The organism is Bhargavaea massiliensis, assembly GCF_018390575.1.
In the GTDB taxonomy this organism is placed as follows: domain Bacteria; phylum Bacillota; class Bacilli; order Bacillales_A; family Planococcaceae; genus Bhargavaea; species Bhargavaea massiliensis.
Genome location: NZ_JAHBCJ010000001.1, coordinates 44,608 through 63,697 on the forward strand (window position 1 = coordinate 44,608; position 19,090 = coordinate 63,697).

18 protein-coding genes are annotated in these 19,090 nt (G+C 52.7%); 6 read left to right on the forward strand and 12 right to left on the reverse strand.

The window, feature by feature from the left end; genetic code table 11:
* Positions 1 to 304: 304 nt before the first annotated feature.
* Positions 305 to 3,526, reverse strand: a complete 3,222-nt coding sequence (locus tag KHA84_RS00220; protein WP_213421178.1) for an efflux RND transporter permease subunit — start codon at positions 3,524 to 3,526, stop codon at positions 305 to 307.
* A 163-nt stretch (positions 3,527 to 3,689) separates the two neighbouring features.
* Between KHA84_RS00220 and KHA84_RS00225 the strand changes: the two genes are divergently transcribed.
* Positions 3,690 to 4,577: a TetR/AcrR family transcriptional regulator gene (locus KHA84_RS00225; protein ID WP_213421179.1), complete on the forward strand. Its 888-nt coding sequence runs from the start codon at positions 3,690 to 3,692 to the stop codon at positions 4,575 to 4,577.
* Between the two features lie 76 nt (positions 4,578 to 4,653).
* On the opposite strand, the gene KHA84_RS00230 is transcribed toward KHA84_RS00225, so the two are convergent.
* The 3 genes from KHA84_RS00230 to KHA84_RS00240 all read right to left on the reverse strand — a co-directional run bounded on the left by KHA84_RS00230 (position 4,654) and on the right by KHA84_RS00240 (position 7,552).
* Positions 4,654 to 5,337 carry a phosphoribosylaminoimidazolesuccinocarboxamide synthase gene (locus KHA84_RS00230; RefSeq protein WP_213421180.1) on the reverse strand — a complete coding sequence of 228 codons (684 nt, stop codon included), beginning with the start codon at positions 5,335 to 5,337 and terminating at the stop codon, positions 4,654 to 4,656.
* A gap of 86 nt (positions 5,338 to 5,423) precedes the next feature.
* Positions 5,424 to 6,464 (reverse strand): GGDEF domain-containing protein, encoded by a 1,041-nt coding sequence (locus KHA84_RS00235; RefSeq protein ID WP_213421181.1) that lies wholly within the window; start codon positions 6,462 to 6,464, stop codon positions 5,424 to 5,426.
* A 38-nt stretch (positions 6,465 to 6,502) separates the two neighbouring features.
* Positions 6,503 to 7,552, reverse strand: a complete 1,050-nt coding sequence (locus KHA84_RS00240) for a GGDEF domain-containing protein (RefSeq protein ID WP_213421182.1) — start codon at positions 7,550 to 7,552, stop codon at positions 6,503 to 6,505.
* Positions 7,553 to 7,709: 157 nt separating this feature from the next.
* Here KHA84_RS00240 and KHA84_RS00245 point away from each other — a divergent pair, with 157 nt between their 5' ends.
* Genes KHA84_RS00245 through KHA84_RS00255 form a run of 3 tightly spaced genes read left to right on the forward strand, consistent with a single transcriptional unit; the run spans position 7,710 to position 10,781 of the window.
* Positions 7,710 to 7,931, forward strand: coding sequence for a heavy-metal-associated domain-containing protein (locus tag KHA84_RS00245; protein ID WP_213421183.1), 222 nt, complete (start codon positions 7,710 to 7,712; stop codon positions 7,929 to 7,931).
* 31 nt (positions 7,932 to 7,962) lie between these two features.
* Complete coding sequence (locus tag KHA84_RS00250; RefSeq protein ID WP_213421184.1) at positions 7,963 to 9,867, forward strand: heavy metal translocating P-type ATPase; 1,905 nt, start codon at positions 7,963 to 7,965, stop codon at positions 9,865 to 9,867.
* Positions 9,864 to 10,781 (forward strand): Crp/Fnr family transcriptional regulator, encoded by a 918-nt coding sequence (locus KHA84_RS00255; RefSeq protein ID WP_336511057.1) that lies wholly within the window; start codon positions 9,864 to 9,866, stop codon positions 10,779 to 10,781. The genes KHA84_RS00250 and KHA84_RS00255 overlap by 4 nt, the downstream gene beginning before the upstream one ends.
* Before the next feature lie 356 nt (positions 10,782 to 11,137).
* On the opposite strand, the gene KHA84_RS00260 is transcribed toward KHA84_RS00255, so the two are convergent.
* Together KHA84_RS00260 and KHA84_RS00265 are read right to left on the reverse strand one after the other, a co-directional pair.
* Complete coding sequence (locus KHA84_RS00260) at positions 11,138 to 11,683, reverse strand: GNAT family N-acetyltransferase (RefSeq protein ID WP_213421186.1); 546 nt, start codon at positions 11,681 to 11,683, stop codon at positions 11,138 to 11,140.
* Positions 11,684 to 12,020: 337 nt separating this feature from the next.
* Positions 12,021 to 14,579 (reverse strand): DEAD/DEAH box helicase family protein, encoded by a 2,559-nt coding sequence (locus tag KHA84_RS00265; RefSeq protein WP_213421188.1) that lies wholly within the window; start codon positions 14,577 to 14,579, stop codon positions 12,021 to 12,023.
* 198 nt (positions 14,580 to 14,777) lie between these two features.
* Here KHA84_RS00265 and KHA84_RS00270 point away from each other — a divergent pair, with 198 nt between their 5' ends.
* Together KHA84_RS00270 and KHA84_RS00275 are read left to right on the forward strand one after the other, a co-directional pair.
* Positions 14,778 to 15,008 (forward strand): hypothetical protein, encoded by a 231-nt coding sequence (locus KHA84_RS00270; protein ID WP_213421190.1) that lies wholly within the window; start codon positions 14,778 to 14,780, stop codon positions 15,006 to 15,008.
* Positions 15,009 to 15,542: 534 nt separating this feature from the next.
* Positions 15,543 to 15,914: a VOC family protein gene (locus tag KHA84_RS00275; protein ID WP_213421192.1), complete on the forward strand. Its 372-nt coding sequence runs from the start codon at positions 15,543 to 15,545 to the stop codon at positions 15,912 to 15,914.
* Positions 15,915 to 15,983: 69 nt separating this feature from the next.
* On the opposite strand, the gene KHA84_RS00280 is transcribed toward KHA84_RS00275, so the two are convergent.
* The 6 genes from KHA84_RS00280 to KHA84_RS00305 all read right to left on the reverse strand — a co-directional run bounded on the left by KHA84_RS00280 (position 15,984) and on the right by KHA84_RS00305 (position 19,027).
* Positions 15,984 to 16,433, reverse strand: coding sequence for a DUF600 domain-containing protein (locus KHA84_RS00280; protein WP_336511058.1), 450 nt, complete (start codon positions 16,431 to 16,433; stop codon positions 15,984 to 15,986).
* A 77-nt stretch (positions 16,434 to 16,510) separates the two neighbouring features.
* Entirely contained in the window at positions 16,511 to 16,939 is a 429-nt protein-coding gene (locus KHA84_RS00285) for a DUF600 domain-containing protein (protein ID WP_213421993.1), read from the reverse strand.
* Positions 16,940 to 16,999: 60 nt separating this feature from the next.
* Complete coding sequence (locus tag KHA84_RS00290; protein ID WP_213421194.1) at positions 17,000 to 17,440, reverse strand: SMI1/KNR4 family protein; 441 nt, start codon at positions 17,438 to 17,440, stop codon at positions 17,000 to 17,002.
* A 49-nt stretch (positions 17,441 to 17,489) separates the two neighbouring features.
* Positions 17,490 to 17,876, reverse strand: coding sequence for a hypothetical protein (locus tag KHA84_RS00295; protein ID WP_213421196.1), 387 nt, complete (start codon positions 17,874 to 17,876; stop codon positions 17,490 to 17,492).
* Between the two features lie 74 nt (positions 17,877 to 17,950).
* The gene (locus tag KHA84_RS00300) at positions 17,951 to 18,472 is read right to left on the reverse strand and encodes a hypothetical protein (RefSeq protein WP_213421198.1); all 522 of its coding nucleotides are present in this window, start codon (positions 18,470 to 18,472) and stop codon (positions 17,951 to 17,953) included.
* Positions 18,473 to 18,559: 87 nt separating this feature from the next.
* A complete protein-coding gene (locus tag KHA84_RS00305; RefSeq protein ID WP_213421200.1) occupies positions 18,560 to 19,027 on the reverse strand; it encodes a DUF600 domain-containing protein in 468 nt (155 codons plus the stop codon).
* Positions 19,028 to 19,090: the final 63 nt, after the last annotated feature.

The window sequence follows — 19,090 nt, forward strand, 5'->3', positions numbered from 1 at the left end:
AACTTCCCAGCCCATGGGGCAACTTCCCAACCCATGTGGCAACTCCGCAACCCATGTGGCAACTCCGCAACCCATGGGGCAACTTCCCAGCCCATGTGGCAACTCCGCAACCCATGGGGCAACTTCCCAGCCCATGTGGCAACTCCGCAACCCATGTGGCAACTCCGCAACCCATGTGGCAACTTCCTAGCCCATGTGGCAACTCCGCAACCCATGTGGCAACTTCCTAGCCCACGTGGCAACTCCACGCCCCAAAATCAAAAAAGCACCCGCCCCCTGAAAGGGACAGGTGCTCTCACACTACTTATTCAGGTTCGACCATCGGTTTTTTGCGGAATTTGGCGAGCACTTCGTAGACAATCGGCACGATCAGCAGCGTCAGCAGGGTGGAGCTGACGAGGCCGCCGATGACAGTAATGCCAAGCCCTTTAGAGATCATGCCGCCGCCTTCTGCTCCGATGGCGAGCGGGATCAAGGCGAAGACGGTAGCGAGCGCGGTCATCAAGATCGGGCGGAGGCGGGTGGCGCCGGCTTCAAGCAGTGCCTGGCGCGTCGTTTCGCCTTCGTTTTCCTTGTGGATGACGCGGTCGATGAGGACGATTGCGTTTGTGACAACAATCCCGATCAGCATGAGCGCGCCGATCATGACGGATACCGAGATCGGTTCGTCCGCGATCCAGAGCGCCACAAAGCTTCCGATCAGTGCAAATGGCAAAGAGAACAAGATGGCGAAAGGTGCGAGCGCGCCGCCGAATGTCACAACAAGGACGAAGTAGACGATCGCAATCGCCGCGAGCATGGCGAGGCCGAGCTGCGTGAACGATTCGTTGATCTGCTCGGTGACGCCGCCGAATTCGACTGTGGCCCCTGCCGGAAGATCCATCTTATCCACTTCTTCCTGGACTTCACGGGAGATGGCTGTGGAGTCCTTGCCGGTCACTTCCGCGGAGACGGTCGTGTACAGCTTGCCGTTCCGGCGGGTCACCGTCGTCGGTGCTTCGCCTTCTTCGACTTCAGCAATTTCCCCAAGCTCGACCGTGCCGCCGAGAGCGGTCGGGATTTCGGTCGTTTCAAGCGCATCAAACGTTTCAAATTCCTTTTCTTCAACGGCGACAAAGACGTCAAGCGTGTCTCCTTCGTGCTTCACCGAGGTGAGGGCCGCTCCCTGTGCGCCTTCATTCAGTGCCATACCGATCTGCGCTGTCGTCAGGCCGAGTTCGGCGAGGCGCTGCTGGTCGGTGACGAAGGTGTACTGATCGTACGCTTCCGTCAAGTCGCTTTCGACCGCTTCCAGGCCGGCCGTGTTGTTCAAGATGTCCTCCACCCGGTCGGATGCGGCTTTCAGGTCGTCCTCGTTGTCCGCGTAGACGAACAGTTCAAAGCCGCCGCTCATGGACGTAAAGTCCATCGAGCCCCATTCCCCTTTCCCGGATTCTTCATTCAGCGTCTCAATGAGCTTTTTCGGCTCTTCCGAGAAGTTTTCGAAGTCGGAGTCGTATTCGATGAAGAACAGCGCGGAGTTCGCGCTTCCGCCCATCATCATGCCCATTCCGCCGGCCTCCTCGATAGAGAACTGGTAGGATGTGACGCCCTTACGCTCTTCCAGGAGCTCTTCGGCGCGGGAGACGATTTCAAGCGTTTCTTCCTTTGGCTGTCCAGCTTCCGGGTTGTAGGTCGCCATGACCACTTTCTGTTCTTCTTCAGGCAGGAACGTGACGCCGATCAGCGGCACGAGCAGGAAGCTCCCCACCAAAAGCAGGACCGAAATGCCGGATGTGATCCATTTATGATTGAGTGCCCATTCCAGGACACCCTTATACCACTGTGCAAGGCGGCCCGGCTTCTCGATCTTGCGTGCAGCACCGGTATTGCTGCCGTAAAGCTGCTTCTTGAAAAGCGAATGGGACAGCATCGGCACGACCGTGATCGCAACGAGAAGCGAGGCGAGCAGCGCAAACACGACTGCGAGCGCGAACGGCAGGAACAGTTCCCCGACCTGGCCGGAGACGAGCGCGAGCGGCAGGAACACTGCGATAGTGACGATCGTCGAGGACGCGATCGGGACAAACATTTCCTTTGTCGCTTCCAGGATCAATTTTTTCCCCTTAAGCGGCTCATCCGGCAGGTGCATCCTCCGATAGATGTTCTCGACGACGACAATCGAGTCGTCGATGACCCGCCCGATTGCGACGGTGAGCGCTCCGAGCGTCATGATGTTGAGCGTGATGTCCATCGAGTTCAGGACAAGCAGCGCGAGGAGAAGCGACAGCGGAATTGAAATGACCGCGATGAATGTGGTCTTGATGCTTCTCAGGAACAGCAGGATGATGATGATTGCGAAAAGTGCGCCGAACAGCGCTTTCGACAGCATCGTTTCGACTGACTGCTCAATCGGCTCCCCCTGGTCAAACGTAATGGCAATGTCGACGCCATAGTCTTTCTCCAGCTTTTTCGCTTCATCTTTTACTCCGTTGACGACATCGACCGTGTTGGCGTCCGGGCTCTTGACGATTTGGATGCCGATCGAGTCTTTCCCGTTCGTGCGGGAGATGGATGCGGATTCATTGATGACCTCGATGGCCGCCACATCAGACAGGGCGACCGTCGGCAGGCCGGCCATGGCAGCCGGCGACATGGCCCCGACACCGGCATCCGGCGTTGCCCGGCTTTCACCGGCATCCTGTCCGCCTTGGGCCGAACCCGCTCCCGGCGCGTTCTGGCCCGCAACAGCTCCCTGTCCGCCCATGGCCGCATCAGCGCCCGGCTGGCCTGCCCCCTGGGAAGGGACCGCCGGAATCTGCAGATTTTCCAGCGCCTCGAGCGAAGCGATCGATCCGTCGATGACGACGTTCTTCATGGAGCCGTCAAGCCGGTTCAGCCCGAGCGGGAAGGCGATATTGGAGCCTTGGATGATGCCCGTGACCGTTTCCCGGTCAAGGCCGGCCGAGGCAAGTTTGGCAGCGTCAAAGTCGATCCGGACTTCTTTTGACTTCTGGCCGCTTGCCTGTACGTTCCCGACCCCTTCAACTTCTTCCATCGCCGGGACAATGTCCTTGACGGCGATTTCCGTCAGTTCATCGAGGTCCTGGCCGTTGCCGGTGATGCTGAGGGCGACGACCGGGAAGGCATTGATGCTGATCCGGGAGATGGCCGGATCCTGTGCGTCATCCGGAAGTGAGACGTTTTTCAGGACGCCCTCCACTTCCGTGACCGCCCGGTCCATATCCTTCTCGAAGTCAAATTCGAGCTGGATGGACGAGATGTTTTCCATCGAGGACGAGAGAATCGACTTCACGCCCTCGACGTTCCTTAAACTCTGCTCTACCGGGACGGTGACCAAATCTGCAACCTCATCCGGGGATGCCCCCGGATAGACGGTCATGACCGATACGACCGGTACCGTGATGTCCGGCATCGACTCCTGCTTCATGGTGGCGGCGGAATAGATCCCCGCCGCAATGGCCATGATCGTCAGAAGCCAGATGGCGAACTTATTGTTGATGGAAAAGTTGATGATCTTTTTCAATCCTGCTTTCCTCCGTTCCTGTGACTGACCGGTCAGTTTACCTCTATTAGGATAAAGGAAACACCCGCCGGATACAATGATATGAGTCAGTTGTCACACTTTATCCATTTTTATTCTGCTATACTGGAGTCACTGACCGTCCGGTCAAAGGAGGACCAAGCCCATGAACGAAACCAAGAAGCGCATCATCGAGGCGGCAATCGCCCTTTTCACGGAAAAAGGGTTCCACGGCACCTCGATCCAGGAGATCGCCGCCCATGCCGGAATCTCAAAAGGCGCCTTCTATCTACACTTCAAATCAAAGGATGCTCTCCAAGTGGAGATCTTCAGGTATTACACCTCACTGATCCAGGAGGAAATGGAGAATGCCGTCGACCCCGCGCTGTCCGCCAAGGAGAACTTCCTGCGCCAGACCGAGGTCCAGATCTCCCAGATCCAGCGCCACACCGACTTTATTGCGATGGTTGTCCGTGACCAGGCCTACAGCCTGAATCCGGAACTGATCCGCTTTATCGAAGAACTCCGGGTGTCACAGGCCGAATGGTACCGGGAACAGCTTACCGCGATGTACGGCCAGGCGATCCGCCCATTTATCCACGACATCTCCGTCATCACGGAAGGCATCAAAAACAACTATATGCAGCAGTTCATCTCGAATCCCCAGGCCCTTTATCCGGAGGCGCTGGCCGAACTCATCGTCCGGATGACCGGCCAGGCGGCAGAGGAATTTCTTGCCGGAACCTACCGGCCGCTTCTTGACGACGAAACGATGCGGACACTGTTCTCCTTTTTCCCGGAAGGCGAGGAGGAGACGGATGCGGCAGGCATCATTGATGGGATGCGCACCATCCTGTCCGGCCTGGCGCTTCCCCGCGCGACCGCCCAGTACCTGTCATCGAGCCTTGACTTTCTGGGGACACAGGCCGATGCAGGACCAAGTGCCGATGTCACCGCAATCCGGGGCGTCCTTGCCGTTTTCCGTCCCTATCCGGAATTCGGGGACTGCCTCCGCCGGCTGGAGGAGAAGTTCGGGACGGATCCGCACCATTGACGGAGCCCGACGATGTAACCCTTCCAATATTAAAGCACCTGCCCATTTTCCGGGACAGGTGCTTCTTTGTTGTTTCTCACCCGAACAGCAGTTGTTCGAGCTGGAGCGGTTCGATGTATTCGCCGTCTTTGTAGACACGCATGTTGCCTCCGGAGATCTCGTCGATCAGGAGGATATCGCCGGTTTCTGCGTCGCGGCCGAATTCAAGCTTGATGTCATACAGTTCCAGTCCCCGGTCGGCGAGCTCAACCTTCACGATGCCGGAAATCTGTTTGGTCAGCTGTTTGAGCGTGTCATATTCCCTGGCATCCAGGATGCCCAGCTCGACGAGGGCATCCTTGCTGATCGGCGGATCCTGGCGCTCATCATCCTTGATCGTCACCTCGACGAACGCATCAAGCGCCTGTCCCTCTTCCGCATAGGCTCCGTAGCGGCGCAGGAAGCTTCCGACTGCGCGATAGCGGCAGATGACTTCCAGCCCCTTGCCGAACACATCCGCCTTGCGGACGTTCATGGTCTGGTTGTCCAGATCCGCTGCGATAAAGTGGGTCGGAACACCGGCCTCTGCAAGCTTTCCGAAAAAGTATTCTGTCATGCGGAGGCCGGCGCGCCCGGCACCCTCTATTGTCAGGCCGACCGTGTTGGCGCCGGGGTCGAATACACCGTCCTCACCGGTCACGTCATCCTTGAACTTCAGCTGGATTGTCCCGTCCTCCAGCTCGTAGACATCCTTTGTCTTGCCTTCGTAAATCCGCTTCACACAGTCCACCTCTTTCGGCTGATCTGACACAATTATAACCGAAAGACGAACATTAATAAATGCTTACAAAGACATTTTACGTCTTTTCACTCTACTGCCGTCTCTCCGGTCACCCGATTCCGGCCCGTCCGCTTGGAATGGTACATCCGCTCATCCGCCCGGTTCAGCAGCCGCTCCGGCGTGTCTCCCGGCAGCTCGCCCGCGACGCCGAAGCTGGCGGTCACCTTGCCGGCCTTCCCGAAATGGTGTGAACCGATCGCTTCGCAAAGACGCCCCGCGAGTGCCACCGCGCCTGGCAGCTCCTCATCCGTAATAATGATGAATTCCTCGCCGCCCCACCGGCCGAACAGTTCCCCCGGACCCAACTGCATCCGGACGATGTCGGCCATCTGCCGCAGCACGTCATCCCCTGTTTTGTGCCCGTATCGGTCATTCACTTGTTTAAAATGGTCCATGTCAAACAGGATGACCGAGAACTCGGTGCCTTCCCGGTCCGCCTGTTCCACCTTTTCCGCCAGCCATTCATCGATCCTGTGGCGGTTCGCCGCCCCGGTAAGGGCGTCAATGTAGGCGAATCGGGCAATCGCGCGCTGCTCCGCCCTTCTTCTGTAGAGAATGTGCAGAAAATACGCCAGGAACGTATAGACGAACAGGCTGACATACAGCGTGATCAGCGATTCAATCTGGCTGTTTGTGAGGCTTCCCCATACCGGGATGGCCGGAGCGATCATCAAGAGAAGGAGGGTAAAGCTGGCAACCACCGCCTGCTTCCGCTCCAGGATGAGAAAGCCCAAGACCACGACAAGCGGCATATAAAGAATGAAATCCCCGACACGGGGCTTGCCCTGAGCCAGCATATCAACAAACAACGAGCTCAAAATGGCGGTAAGCAGATAAAGAAGGGAAAGCGCAAGGATGGTAAGCTCCGGTACGGTCAGCGGCAGCCTGGTCCAGAAAAGCCCCCAGCAGACGATGATTCCGAGAAGCAGGATGATGTTGATCACCTGCACAAGACGGACCTCCTCCGTGATAAGGAGGTTCAGCCCGAGAGACGCAGCGATAATCGGCAGGACAAACAGGTAGACCCGCCGCTTCTGTTCATCAAACCGCTTTTGCTCACTGCCCATCCTCCCCCCTCCTTCCACGTCAGTCTCCGCCCTATCGTTCAGTCCTCTCCGCTCACCATCGTCCGACCGGTCACCCGGTTACGGCCAGCCTGCTTGGATTGGTACATACGCTCGTCCGCCCGGAGAACGACCGATTCCGCAGTGTCGCCCGGGCGGTTGACGGACAGGCCAAAACTGGCGGTCACCCGGCCCGCGATTCCAAAGTCGTGATCTTCCACCACTCTCCGCAACCGCTCCGCAAGCCGGAAGGATTCCGGCTCGCCCGTGTCGGTCAGGATAATGAACTCCTCTCCGCCCCACCGGCCGAACAGGTCGCCGTGGTCCAGTTCCTTTTGCACCACTACTGCCAATTGCCGGAGAACATCATCGCCCGTTTTGTGCCCATAGATGTCATTGATGTCTTTGAAATGATCGAGGTCGAAAAACAGGACCGAAAAGAGTTTCCCGGTCTGTTCTCCAAGCTCGACCTTTTTCCTCAGCCAGTTGTCGATCCGGTGCCGGTTTGCAATCCCCGTAAGCGCGTCGATGTAGGCAAACCGCAGCATGGCGTTTTGTTCGGCGCGCCTTCTGTATAGCTGGTGAAGAAAATAAGCTAGGCTCGTATAGACCGCCATCCCCGCATAAAACAGGATTAGTGACTCGACCTGCTCCGATTGAAGACGCGGGAATGCCGGAATTGACGGAATCAGCAAAACACCGAATAGGACCAGGTTCGCAATCAGCGCGGGAATCCGGTCAAAGAGAAGGAACATCAGCAAGGAAATCAGCGGCATCCAGATGATAAAGTCACCGAGCGACGAATCCCCGTACTCCAGCATCTGCGTGTAGACTCCCTGAATCACCATCGTGAGCAGATAGATGCCGGCAAGGGGAAGCATGAACCATTCAATGACCCGAAGCGGAAGTTTCGTCGACAGAACCAGCCAGGCGAACAGCATGCCGACCAACAGCATGAGATTGATCGTCAGGAGCAGCCCCTCGTTTTCCGAAAGGAACAGGCTCAAGCCGAGCGAGGCCGCCAGCACCGGAAGAACGATTTTATAGACTCGCCGCTTCATCTCCAAGAACCGCTGCTGTTCGGTATCCATCCGCACCCCTCCTTCCAGTCCATTACTTTCCGTATTCCCCTTCCTCACACCTAAAACGCTTACCGGGAAAAATAAACCCACACTCTTGACGGGCGTCAAGGACTGAACCACCCATCCATCCGATAATGAAGACAACAACAAACAGGGAGGAATCGAAATGAAACAAGTCATCCTGCAAATGGAAGCCCTCACTTGCCCAAGCTGCATCAAAAAAATCGAAGGCGCACTCGTCAAGATGGATGGTGTGGAACAGGCAAAGGTGCTGTTCAACTCCGGCAAGGTAAAGGCAAGATTCGATGATGCAAAAGTCAACGCAGAGGAAATCGAACGCACAGTCACAAAACTTGGCTATCCGATCCTGTCGAAGAAAGTGTCGTAGATTGCCCTTAAAAAGAAAGGTGTGAACGAATATGACAGGCAAACAAAAGGCATGGATCACGGCCGTCACCGGCGGCCTCCTGGTCCTGGCCATCCTCTTTCACCTGACCGGCTTACAGGAACTCAAGTCGTATACACTGATTGTCTCGACCGTCATCGCCGGCGTCCCGATCGCCCTGAAAGCGCTGCAGGCTATTCGCATGAAGGCCTTCAGCATCGAGCTGCTCGTCACGATCGCCGTCGTCGGGGCGCTGTTCATCGGCGAATACGTCGAGTCGGCAGCCGTCACGTTCCTCTTCCTGTTCGGGGCTTATCTGGAAGCCCGGACACTTGAGAAAACACGCAAATCGCTGAAAGATCTGATCGACTTGGCGCCGCAGGAAGCGACCGTCGTGCGGGATGGCCGTGAAATGGTCATTCCTGCTGATGAAGTGGAAGCGGGCGACCGGGTCCTCATCCGCACAGGCGGCAAAGTCCCGGTCGACGGACGGGTCGCCGGCGGGCGGGCGCACCTGAACGAAGCGGCGATCACAGGAGAATCGGTACCCGCGGCGAAGACGGACGGTGACACCGTCTTTAGCGGCACGATCGTCGACAGCGGCTATCTGGAAGTCATCGCGGAAAAGACCGGTGATGACACGACATTCGCGCGGATTATCGAGCTCGTAGAAGAAGCCCAGGATTCAAAAACAAAGACCCAGCAGTTTCTGGAGAAGTTCGCGAACATCTACACACCGGGAATCGTCGTTTTGTCGGTCATCGTTTACCTGTTCACGCGCAACATTGAACTGACGCTCACATTCCTCGTGATCGCCTGCCCAGGTGCCCTTGTCATCTCCGCTCCGGTCTCGATCGTCGCAGGCATCGGCAACGGCGCCAAAAACGGCGTCCTGTTCAAGGGCGGCGAGTCGGTCGAAGCCCTCGCGAAGATCGATACGGTCGTGTTCGACAAAACCGGCACGCTGACGAAAGGACGGCCTGAAGTAACGGCGGTCGATGCATTCGGCAGGGATGCGGACGAACTGCTGCGGTTGATTGCTGCTGCGGAAACCGCTTCGGAACACCACCTGGGACGCACGATCGTGGAAGAAGCCGGGAACCGTGGCATGATCGGATTGGAACAGCCGGAAGAAGTTGAAATCATCAAGGGGCACGGGCTCGCGGCGACGGTCGGCGGACAGCGAGTCATTGCCGGAACGAGGAAACTGATGGCCGAAAACGGCATCGGAGTTACACCGGAAGTGGAAGCTGCGGCCACTGCGCGTGAGAAAGCCGGCAACACCGCCATCTTCGCTGCGGTCGACGGACAGCTCCGCGGCCTGATCTCCATCGCCGACCGTATCCGCCCGGAAGCCAAAGACGCCATCCGCCGGCTCCGCGCAAGCGGCGTCAAGCAGATCATCATGCTCACAGGAGACAACCGCCACGCCGCGGCGCTCGTCGGCAGACAGCTCGGCCTGGATGAAGTGCACGCCGAACTTCTCCCGGAAGACAAAGTGGCATTCGTGAAAAAGCAGAAAGACAACGGGCGCCGGGTCGCGATGGCCGGCGACGGGGTCAACGACGCACCGGCCATTGCAACGGCTGACATCGGCATCGCGATGGGCGCCGGCGGCACGGATGTCTCCATGGAAACCGCGGACGTCGTGCTCATGGCCGACCGTCTCGACCAATTCGCACACGCCCGCTCGCTCGCCAAAGCCACCGTCCGCAACATGAAGCAGAACACCTGGTTCGCCGTCGGCACCGTCTTCCTGCTGCTCGCAGGCGTCCTGCTCGGCAAGATCTTCCTCGCATCCGGCATGCTGATCCACGAACTCAGCGTCCTGATCGTCATCCTGAACGCCATCCGGCTTGTCCGGTATAATGGCGGTAAGAGAAAGCGGAAGCCGGAGGGCGTTGAGCCGTTTGGGCCGCAGTCGGCTGTGGCGGAGTGACCGAAGTTTTAATGCCCCGCCTGAATGACGGCGGGGCGTTTGTGAGTGGCGGGATTGTGCGTGCGAATGGTGAAACTATGGTGATGAATGACGAAACCAGCGGCGGGAATGACGAGACGGCGGAGACGAATGACGAAACCACTGTTGGGATAGAAATCGGGTATGGAAAAATACGAGGCAGAGGAAAGGAGCGGGTCCCAATGGAACAGAATCCGATACAGTGTGCCTCCTGTGCGCACGCCGATGCAAGTCACGGCCACGAGATGTGCATCTCGATCGTGCCGATTTTTAATCATCTGGAAGACCGGGAACTCCGGGAGATTGTCCGGACAGTCGTCCCAAGACAAGTGAAGCGCAGGGAGACCATTTACTCGGCGGGGGAAACTTCCGACCGGCTCTACATCGTCCATAAAGGCCGGGTGAAGATTTACCGCTTGTCGGAAAACGGCAAGGAGCAGCTCGTCCGCATCCTTGGCCCGGGAGACTTTACCGGGGAGCTTGCCGTCTTTAACGAGACGGTCCATGATTCCTACGCGGAGGCGCTTGAAAACACGGAGCTTTGCACGCTCGGGCGCGGGGACCTGCAAGCGTTTCTCCTGAAATACCCGACCATCTCGCTCCGCATCATGGATGAATTCGCCAGGCGCCTCGGCCAGTCGGAAAAACAGGCCGCGAGCTTTGCGACGGAACCCGCCGACACACGGATCGCGATGTACCTGGCAAAGCGTGCGGACGCGGCGAATTCTTCGGTCGTCCGTCTGCCGATGACACGCAAGGACCTGGCATCCCATCTCGGCACGACGCCAGAAACGATCAGCCGCAAGTTTGCGGAGTTCGAGGATGCAGGATGGATTCGGCAGAATGGGCAGAAAGAGATTGAAATCGTGGATCTGGATGCACTGCTGTTGGTGTGAGGTGGAGTGAGTGATATCCTGAGGAAAGTGGCCGATATCGGCGCGCAACTGCTCGATATTCCACTGAAAGTGGCCGATATCTCTACGGGAGCTGCAGGGACTTTTGTGGAAGACCGGACCCCGCTTCCGGGAAACAGCCTGTGGATAACCGGGTTATCCCCGGATTCCGGTGTAGAAGTCGGATTTTTCTGTGGAGGACGGGGATAAGCCGGGGATTCTAATTATTCAGGCTCCCGGCCATCCGTGGATAACTTTAGCTCTGGCCCTTTCAGTGAGAGTCATACAAAACAAAAAAGATACAAAAACGTATCTTTTGTATCTCCTGTTTCTTTTCAATTGCACCGATTCGATGAAACCTAATTCCCCTTCCACTCTTCAGCCAATATCCCATATACAACATGATCTACATAATGGTCATATAGCCACTCCGCTTGTCGAATACATCCTTCATTTACAAAGTTTAATCGTTCAGGGATCGTCCTGCTTTTCCTATTGCCGACAGCAGCCCTGATTTCAACCTTGTTGAGACCCAATTCGTCAAAAGCATAATCGGTCAACGCCTTAGCCACCTCGGTCATGATTCCATTTCCCTGAAATCCTTCTCCAAGCCAATACCCGATATATGCAGTTTTATTTGACCAATTAATGTTGTTGTAGCCTGCAACTCCAACAATTTCTCCTTTAAACAAAATGACCGAAGTCAAGCTCTTGTTTTCTTCAAACCCCTTTAAACATCCTTTTATAAATTCTGTGGTGTCACCGATCTTTGTAGTAGAATCCAACCAAGGCAGCCATTTTCTCAAGTGATCTCTTGACCTATCTGTTAATTCAAATACGCTTTCGCTATCACTTAATTCTATTAACTTTAATGATAGATCCTCATTTATCTTATGCATGGACAACTTGACCCCTCCGTCATAAGTGTAATGGGCGATGGTGCCGTTGATCTTCTTCTGGATTCTCCGGCCCTCATCTGGGGCGAGTGAGTGATATCCCGCGGAATGTGGCCGATATCGGCGCGCAACTGCTCGATATCCCGATGAAAGTGGCCGATATCTCCACGGGAGCGTCCGCTAGCTGCAGGGATTTTTGTGGAAGGGCGGACCCCGAATACACGAAAAAGCCTGTGGATAACCGGGTTATCCCCGGATTCGGGTGCAAAAGTCGGATTTTTCTGTGGAGGAGGGGGATAAGCCGGTGATTCAGGTTATGCAGGCTTCCGTCCATCCGTGGATAACTTTAGCGCCAGCCGCTGATGCGTTCGGGTTCCGGGACGAATTCTGCAGACAGCGCGCGCATTCTGGCTTCAAGCAGTTGTTTCCTGCCTTCCGGTGTCCGCGTGTAGATCAGCTCGCACCGGCCGACGCGCTTTTTCCATTCTTCCAAGAACAACTTCGCTGTCTCCTTTTTCCGTCCAAGTTCTTCGGGAACGACATGGATATCGGTCCGCTTTCCGAAACGGCGGGAGCGCCTGACGATCAGATAGCGCGGATTCCCAATGGGGCCGAGCAGTTCGGCGAGTGCGTTCATGAACCGGGTCTTTTCATGGGTCGTGCCCACCGTGAGCCAGCATGTGTAATAGCCCTGCCCGTCATCAGTGACCCGGATGGCATCCTCTTCTATCGGCTCGGCCAACATCCCGCTCCGGTGCATCGCGGCATACAGCGCTTCCGCGATCTCCTTCAGACTCGACTCGACGGACGGATGCCGCAGGTACAGCCGGCCAGCACGCCAGAATGACGGCGCGGCGACCGCAAGTCCGGCAAGCCCGCCCCAAAGAGTGGATTCACCGAACGGCGTGTCGGTCAGCTGGCGGATCCAGCCGCCCGCGTCCCATGCCGCACCGGCGGCGGTAAATCCCGCCACATACAAAAGCCCCTTCAATGTATTGTCGAGATAAAAAGGCCTCGGAACGGAGCGCCGCGGCAGGACCACCTCCTCCACCATCCGGCTGCCGGAATCAACCGCACGCATCCACCGTTCCCGGAGCGATTCCCGCGAACGGACCCGGCACTCCATTTCCGTATTGAGCCGGTCGATCTCTTCCATTGAAAACGGTGGCTCCCCTACAGCCAGCCGGCCGATTCCCGTCTCGATCACATTCCGCTCCGATCCCGATCCGGCTAGAGAGCGGAACCGTCGGACGAGCGACTGCCAGTCATCACCGCCGTCCTTCGCGTCGCGGTCGACGGTGACGAGATGCCAGATTGACGCCGTCTTGTCCCGGTCTGCCGGATTGCGGCGGATCGCCCGGCCGCGCATCTGATTGGACAGCATGTACGAACCGACATAGGACGCCATGATGAGCGAATTCACGCATGGCGCGTCCCAGCCCTCGCCGAGGAGAGCCGCCGTCCCGGTGAGCACATCGATTTCGCCTTTTTCAAGCAGCGCGGTCAAAGCCGCGACCATTCCCTGTCGGTTCGCATCGTTCACCGGGATCCGCACGAACGACGGATCATGCGGAAGCGGAACCGCTCCTTCCAGCCTTGACGCTGCAGACGCCGGCACAACCGCAATCGATCCCGTGAGAATGGCAGGCTTCACTTGGTCGCCCAACTTCCGCCGCAGCATCTCGAACACCGGAACCGCGCCGATCCGGGTCAGTGGCTTTTCATCGCCGGGCGCTGACGGCATGTCATCCGCCCGTATGTAATCGGTCAGGATGACCATGCGCAGCCGGTCACCCAAGACCGCTTTTTCAAGACGGACGGTTTCCGCAACCGCCTTGAGCTTCGATTGGCTCTGGACAAGCGCGCGGCTGATCGCCGGCGTGGACGTCAGGTAAACGGAGCGCCGGTGAATCGCCCCGATCCGGGACAACCCCTTACGCAGACGTTTGACCGTTTCCTTTTCTTCGTCCCCCAGCCTGAACAACAGCCCCGTCAGCAGCTCTTCCATCCAGCTCCGGTCAAGCGCCGGCATCGTCTCCTCCGGCATGCCGATTAGCGGCAGCGCCTCCCGGTATGCCTCCGAACCGCTTTCCTTCAATATCATCAGCATCGCCGAAAATACCCCGGGCATCCCGAGGATTTCCTCGACATGGGCATCAGTCTGCGCGATCCACCGGTGCTGCTCGAGATAGCGGATGAATTCCCCGTCTTCCCGCAGCTCATCCAGGAATTCATCCGTCCGTTCCCGGAACGCCAAAATCTCCGAGAGCTCTTCGGCCGATGGAACCGTGAACCGGATATAATCTTGGTGCGGACAGAGGTCGCCCGCCTTTACGAGCGAGGCGACCGGGATTTCGAGATCGATCGTTCCGCACAGTGAAACGTACCGCTGCCAGCCGGCAGGCGACTCGTCATAAGGAGGCGTCGCGGTCAGTGCGACAACCGCCGGGTTTCCCAGCCCCTCCTTGATGTCCATCATCGTCTTCCACCAGGAAGTCCGCAGGTGATGCGCCTCATCCAACACGATCGTCCCGAAACCTTTGGAGAGCAGCGGTCCTTCCCCTCCGGACTTGAACAGCGCATGAAGCGACTGATACGTGGTCACCGTCACAAATGCCGGCGACGAAAGATCAGACGACAGCCAGTCCGGCCGCACTCCCTCCAGGAACAGTTCGGTGAGCCGGTCCGCCCACTGCTCACGGAGCGCAATCGTTGGTGCGACAATCAGCGTCCGCCTGCCGATCCGACGCATCACCTCCAGCCCCAGCACCGTCTTCCCCGAACCCGGCGGCGCGACCAGATGGAGATGCCCGTTGTCCAGGTGCTGATCAAGTTCCGACAACACCTCTTCCTGATAAGACCGCCAAGGATGGCAGAACTTCATTGCCACCGGAAACTTCTCCATCTGCTTGCCTCCTCCCGCCTTCCGCCAGGCATCATTCTTCTCCTTATCCTATCAAACCCGCAGGGAGGTGTCCCTGCGGGTATAAATTTCAATTTTCTTCAGTATAATAAAATGAAATAGATAAAATTGGAATTATGATTGCTTTAGTCAGAGCGGATTCAAAAGTTAATCTTCTAGATAAAGGGGGGCATTGTTAACATGGAACCTAACAAAAAGACGGATTGGACATATAATTGGATATATACTTTAGTTGCTTTAGGTGCATTGGGAGTGGTTGCAATCTTGAACTTTTTATTTGGCCCATCAATGTTTCTCCCTCAAACTGCATCATTTGTACTAGCACTTGCAATAACTCTCCCTATCAATGTGGCTATTAATATATATAGATATATAAGAAACAAAAAGGCTTCAACCAATGAGAAAAATTGATTTCGCATGTCCACCGCAGAGAAACTTCCCTGCGGGTTAAACAACTGAAAACTTCTTTCTAATGGGGAGCTCCAAAACACCATAAAGAACAGGGATCACCAAAAAGTAAAACATCGCATGAACGGAAGTTCCCTTTTGAATCAATATAAAAGGCACATAGAAAAGGATAAAACTTATCACCAGGTACATTCCTACAGAATAAAGAAGATGTGTCTTGCCTGTACGTTTTTTAATGAAATCAACCAGGTATGAAACCAGTATGCCCGGTGACATGTATAACAATATGACCGGGTACATCATGCAAGTGTAATAAATAACCGTAATGAAATTCTCTATTGGAGGAAATAAAATGACAGCAAAATAAACGGCACCAAATATCGCTGTACATAAAAGTGTTGCGAGTTTAGATATAAAGCTTTTCATCATTCACCATCCTTAAAGCCCGTCATAGTAAATTTATCGTTCCTTTAAAGGAACAAGGTATATAGAAATGGAACTAATTTAATATGCCGCTTGAAAAAAGGAGCGAAGGCTATGGGTCAATCATTTATTGAACAAGTACATTACATTAGAATTCCCGTAAAAGATTTAGAGCTGTCCGCACGATGGTATAGGGATGTATTAGGGCTCCAGCTGCTAAACACTACGGATGAGCGTGCAATTATAAAAGTAAACGAAGGACCTTTCCTGCTGATCTTAGTTCCTACCGAAGATGAAACATATGCACATTTCACGCTTGACCATGAACAAGAATTCAGCATCGGCTTTACAAGCCCGGAATTATCCAATTTTCATCAACACTTGATTGATCATCAAGTTAAGGTCGAGGATATTAAAGAAGATCACAGCCATGCCTTCTTCCACTTTTACGACCCAGATGGAAATAAGCTTCAAGTACATTGGTAATGAGTCCAAGGCGGCCTGAGCAATAGGCAATATACCCGCAGGAAGGAGTCCCTGCGGTTTTATTTTCACTTAGTTTTCTTGGTGTTTCACTTCTTCAAACCACGCATCAAAGATATGGTCCGGAAGCAACTCTTCACTATTTGAATACACCAGATCATAGCGATATTTTCCGCTAAGTTTGTTTTGGGTCACATCGTAATGCAACTTGATTTCTGTTGGCATATCATGATTGAATTCCTTATGTTTCTTGTGAATTTCTTTTAAATCCTCTATACCTGCATCAAGTAATGCCCACTGCCTCTCATCGGAAACATCATATCTTTGGCCATTCACCTTGTTCAGTTCATGTTTATGTACAACTTGTTTATTCATCCTATAAAAAGCATCAAAAAAATACATTTGAGGTTCATACGACCCGTATATATAGATATCGTCCGCTTGATTATTTACATATTCCAAACAGACAGCCACCATATCCATTTGTAGTTGTGAAAAGAAATCTTCAAATGTTTTGCTCACGATAGGCTCCTCCCGATCCAATCAAGCGTGAATAACTTCGAGAAACCCGCAGGGCATGCCTGCAGGTTTCTTTTCACTCAGTTTTCTTGGTTTTTCACTTCCTCAAACCATGCGTCAAAAATATCTGCAGGAAGTAATTCGTCATCATTTGAATAAGCTAAATCGTATCGATATTTACCTGCAAGTTTGTTTTGCTTTATATCATAATGCAATTTAAATTCTGTCGGCATTTCTCTATTAAATTCCTGACACTTTTCATGAATTAATTCTAAGTTATCCATTCCTATCCTTGTTAATGCACTCATTCTTTCCCTTGATACATCATACTCCTGCGCTTTTGGATTTTGAGTTGATTCTACTGCCTCGTTTAATTGATGTTTACGTACTACCTCACCACCATTAATTCTATAGAAAACGTTGAATGCGTACATGTCAGGCTCATAAGAACCGTAAATATAGATGTCATCTGCTTTCCCATCGACATACTCCAAACAACTTGCGACCATATCAGTCTGTGCTTCAGAAAGGTAATCTTCAAATGCCCTGCCCACTAATATCTCCCCGTTTTATATGAGTTGTTTTACGAACGAACTGAAACTATCTGCAATCCAATAGGTGTTCTCTTCATCCGTAGACTCATCAAATTGATAAGAGTCATCCCAGTAATAAACGCCCTCAAATTCGCCCTCGCTAATCAGAACAATGAACCCCTGCATCAAGTCGTCACCGATGATTATTGCATGTTCCAGTAACTCATCATCAAACTTGTTCATCCAGGTTTCAATATCAGATGTTCTACTATCAGTCTGCATCCCATACAACACGTCAACATGAATATAGGCAGAAGTGTCCTTTATAAAAATTTTGTTCTCATCATTTTTTTCTATAACGCCACCATTGAATTCCTTCAAAAATTCCACATAATCATTTGGCAGTTTTACTTTATACTGTTTTTCAATTTTAGTGATTTCCTGCAGCGTTGCACTACCGAACTTTTGAATAGTCATCATAAGCTCCTTACTTTCCTTATCGGAGAGATGTTCCGCTCATTTCCCGTTAATCAATGGGCACATCTAAAGCTTCGCCAGTGGAGATTCTCTCAATAAGAATATTTGTGCAGACTAACTCAACATCTAAAGGAGGCATTTGTATTTGGCATTTTAATAAAGACTTATCTTCTACTTGAATATCCTCAATCTTTATGTCTTGTATAAAGTATGGAATTTGAGATTTCACCAATTCTTTTAAGGGTTCCAATCTGTCGTTTACATGGGTCTTAAACGAAAAGGCGGAACAACCGGTGAAAAGGATCTTAATGTTGTCATCCGTATCTTCAAATACAATTGCGACCTCGTCACCAAAAAAACAGCAGTCCATTTGAATTAACCTTGCATCCCAATAATGTATTTCTTCAATATCTCTTTGGATTTGTTTTGCTTTCACATTAATCTCCTTACTTCAGCATCGATTCTACATATGGAAGTTGGCTCTTCGATCACAATGAGGTCTGGTTGACGTCAATCAAATTGGAGATCCAAGGCTTCAATTAAAATACTTTTTTCTCTTTCATGAATCTCTTTTATTAAAATGCCACAAATCCTGTGTTCATTATCAATCCCAAATTCGATAGGTTCACTCTTTATATAAGATACAACTTCATTTTCCGATAACTTTATATAGAGTGTGCTTCCCCCCAGAAAAACCTCCAAAGTCCCTTTTTCGTCATGGTATATTTCATCATTTTCTTGATTGGAATGAATGACAGGAAGTCCCACTATACTCTCTGGATCACTTAGACAAAGGTGTTCATAGTCTTCTTTATACACGTTTTCACATACCGCTAATGTAATCGATCGAATATCCCCTGAGTCTTTCCCTACTCCTATTTCAATTAAGGATTTTTTAAAGTCCCCTGTTCTCCAATAAGTTGTTGGTTCTTCTGAAACATTCCATGTTCCGAGTTCAATGGTTATGGGTATATACAAATCCACTTCAACCTTGGTGAACTTTGGTGGACAATAATCTCTGACCTTTAACATGATAGATATACTTCCTTTTTTCATAGGCATAAATGTGCCCAAATAACTGGCGAGAAACCCGCAGAGACGTCCCTGCGGGTTTCTTTTTCACTCAGTTTCTTGGTTCTTCACTTCTTCAAACCATGCATCAAAAATATCGCTAGGCAATAATTCATCGTTATGGGAATACATTAATTCATACTTAGATTGTCCTTTAAGTTGATTCTTTTTCACGTCATAATATAGTTTAATTTCCGTTGGCATTTCTCTATTATATTCTTCACATTTTTTACGTATCGCTTTTAAATTCTCACGGCCGATTTTCAGTATGGCCAACTGCCTAGTATCGGAAACATCATATTCGTGTTTTTGCAGACCCGATTGTTGAACAGCATTATTTAATTGATCCCTGTGAACAAACTGCCCGTTAATTTTATAAAAGACATCAAAAGCATACATGTTAGGCTCATACGATCCATAAATAAATATTTCTTCTGCTTGATTATCCGCATACTCCAAACAAACTGCGACCATGTCAGTTTTAATTTCCGCAAGATGATCTTCGAGTTTCTTCATTATGACCACAACCTCATCACCGAAACTGATTACTGCTTAGATATGCATTCCCCGCTGTCTACT

Bases quoted from the DNA above. Each gene is read 5' to 3' on its own strand.
- KHA84_RS00225 (WP_213421179.1), top strand. From the start codon at position 3,690: ATGAACGAAACCAAGAAGCGCATCATCGAGGCGGCAATCGCCCTTTTC.
- KHA84_RS00235 (WP_213421181.1), bottom strand. From the start codon at position 6,464: ATGGGCAGTGAGCAAAAGCGGTTTGATGAACAGAAGCGGCGGGTCTAC.
- KHA84_RS00240 (WP_213421182.1), bottom strand. From the start codon at position 7,552: ATGGATACCGAACAGCAGCGGTTCTTGGAGATGAAGCGGCGAGTCTAT.
- KHA84_RS00245 (WP_213421183.1), top strand. From the start codon at position 7,710: ATGAAACAAGTCATCCTGCAAATGGAAGCCCTCACTTGCCCAAGCTGC.
- KHA84_RS00250 (WP_213421184.1), top strand. From the start codon at position 7,963: ATGACAGGCAAACAAAAGGCATGGATCACGGCCGTCACCGGCGGCCTC.
- KHA84_RS00265 (WP_213421188.1), bottom strand. From the start codon at position 14,579: ATGGAGAAGTTTCCGGTGGCAATGAAGTTCTGCCATCCTTGGCGGTCT.
- KHA84_RS00270 (WP_213421190.1), top strand. From the start codon at position 14,778: ATGGAACCTAACAAAAAGACGGATTGGACATATAATTGGATATATACT.
- KHA84_RS00275 (WP_213421192.1), top strand. From the start codon at position 15,543: ATGGGTCAATCATTTATTGAACAAGTACATTACATTAGAATTCCCGTA.
- KHA84_RS00285 (WP_213421993.1), bottom strand. From the start codon at position 16,939: ATGGTCGCAAGTTGTTTGGAGTATGTCGATGGGAAAGCAGATGACATC.
- KHA84_RS00290 (WP_213421194.1), bottom strand. From the start codon at position 17,440: ATGACTATTCAAAAGTTCGGTAGTGCAACGCTGCAGGAAATCACTAAA.
- KHA84_RS00300 (WP_213421198.1), bottom strand. From the start codon at position 18,472: ATGTTAAAGGTCAGAGATTATTGTCCACCAAAGTTCACCAAGGTTGAA.
- KHA84_RS00305 (WP_213421200.1), bottom strand. From the start codon at position 19,027: ATGAAGAAACTCGAAGATCATCTTGCGGAAATTAAAACTGACATGGTC.